Genomic DNA, 1,851 nt, shown 5'->3' with positions numbered 1-1,851 from the left:
GCTCGGCCGCTACCTGCGCACCGTCGGCCACCTACGGCCCGGTCAGGTCGCGACCCGCGCCCGCCTGCGCGGTCAGCGGGCCGTGCTCGGCCGCTCACCCCGACTCGCCGGGATGATCCTCGGCGGCCCGCCGCTGCCCGGGCACTGGCCCGCGTCCTTCGTCCCCGTCGACGCCTCGTGCCCGCCGGAGCCGGTGCGCGCCGACGACCTCACCGCCGGGCGGATCACCCTGCTCGGCCACACCCGCGAGCTGGCCGGCACCACCGAAGCGGCGGCGAGCGACGACCCGGCCCACTGGGACTGGGAGCAGACCCAGGCTCCGCTGCTGTGGCGCTACCACCTGCACTACTGGGACTGGGCCTGGACGATGGTGGCCGACGGCGAGCAGGGCCGCGACCTGCTCGCCCGCCTGTACCTGGGCTGGCGCGCCGCGGTGCCCGTCGGGCACCCGGTGGCCTGGTCGCCCTACGTGACATCGCTGCGCGCCTGGACGCTGTGCGCACTGGCACCGGCGCTCGGGACCGACAGCGAGGCCGGCGGGGCGCTGCGCGCCGACCTGGCCGCGCACAGGCGTTTCCTGCGGATCCATCGGGAGACCGACGTCGGCGGCAACCACCTGATCAAGAACCTCAAGGCCGAGGTCGGCCTCGCGGTGGCCGCGCGGGACCCGTCGGAGCTGGCCGACCGGGTCCGGGCCCTGACGCGGGAGGCCGACCGCCAGATCCTCGGAGACGGCGGCCATCAGGAACGTGCCCCCGCGTACCACTGCCAGGTACTCGCCGACCTGGGCGACGTCGGCGCCCTGCTCACGGCGCTCGGCCAGCCGGTGCCCGCCGAACTCGCCGACGCCGTCGACCGGATGCGCGCCTGGCTCGCCGCGGTACTGGCCCCGGACGGCTCGGTGCCGCTGCTCAACGATGGCTTCCCCGTCCGCGAGGAGCTGGTCCGCCGCCTGCTGCCCGCCATACCCGTCCAGCACGACACCGCCCCCACCGCCGCGACCGCCGCGACCGCAGCCAGCGGGCTGCTGCTGGCCGAGAGCGGGCTCGCCGTGCTCACCGCGGGCGGCTGGCGGCTGCTCGCCGACGTCGGCCTGCCCTGCCCGGGAACGCTGCCGGCGCACGCGCACGCCGACACGCTCGGATTTCTGCTGTGGCACGACGGCCAGCCGCTGCTCGTGGACACCGCGACCTCGACCTACGCACCCGGCCCCTGCCGCGACCACGAACGCGGCACCGCCGCGCACTCGACCGTCACCGTCGACGGCGAGAACTCGACCGAGGTGTGGGGGGCCTTCCGCGCCGGCCGGCGCGCCCGCCCGACCCTGCTGTCGATGCGCCACCTCGCCGCCGGTGTCGCCCTCACCGCCGCGCACGACGGCTACCGTCACCTCACCGGCGCCCCGCGGCACCGCCGCACCTGGCGGCTCGACCCGGGCGGCCTTGTGGTCGACGACCGGATCAGCGGCCGCGGCCGGCACGGGCTGACGGTGCGCCTGCACTTCGCACCCGGCGTCGCGGTGACCACGGCCGAACCCGACGCCGACGGCGCCGCTACCGAAGCCATCGCTACCGACGGCGCCGCGCCTGGCCTGGTCGTCACCATTCCCGGGGGGCAGCGGTTCCGTCTCGTCACTGACCTGCCGGGCCGGTGGGAGGTCCAGGACACACCCCGGGCCACGGGCTGGGAGCGTACGGTCCGGGCGCCGACGGCCGAACTCCGGCTGGACGCCGAGCTGCCCGTCACGCTGCGCACCACGCTCACCGTCGGTGCCGCCGACCCGCGGACCGCTGGGCGGGCCCCGCGGACCACCGCCGTCAGTGCCGGTCGCTAGACCGCGCCCCGGCGAGC

At 76.8% G+C, this 1,851-nt stretch carries 1 protein-coding gene; it reads left to right on the top strand.

Annotated features, from left to right (window positions below; all coding sequences use genetic code 11):
- The coding region (locus MXD58_RS26775; RefSeq protein ID WP_250610586.1) for a heparinase II/III family protein at nt 1-1,834 on the top strand (1,834 nt) is incomplete at its 5' end.
- Nucleotides 1,835-1,851 lie beyond the last annotated feature (17 nt).

Origin of the sequence: Frankia sp. AgKG'84/4 (genome assembly GCF_023242965.2) — a bacterium.
Lineage (GTDB): Bacteria > Actinomycetota > Actinomycetes > Frankiales > Frankiaceae > Frankia.
Note: the sequence above shows the minus strand (reverse complement) of the source record. Positions and strands in the feature narration are given on the sequence as shown.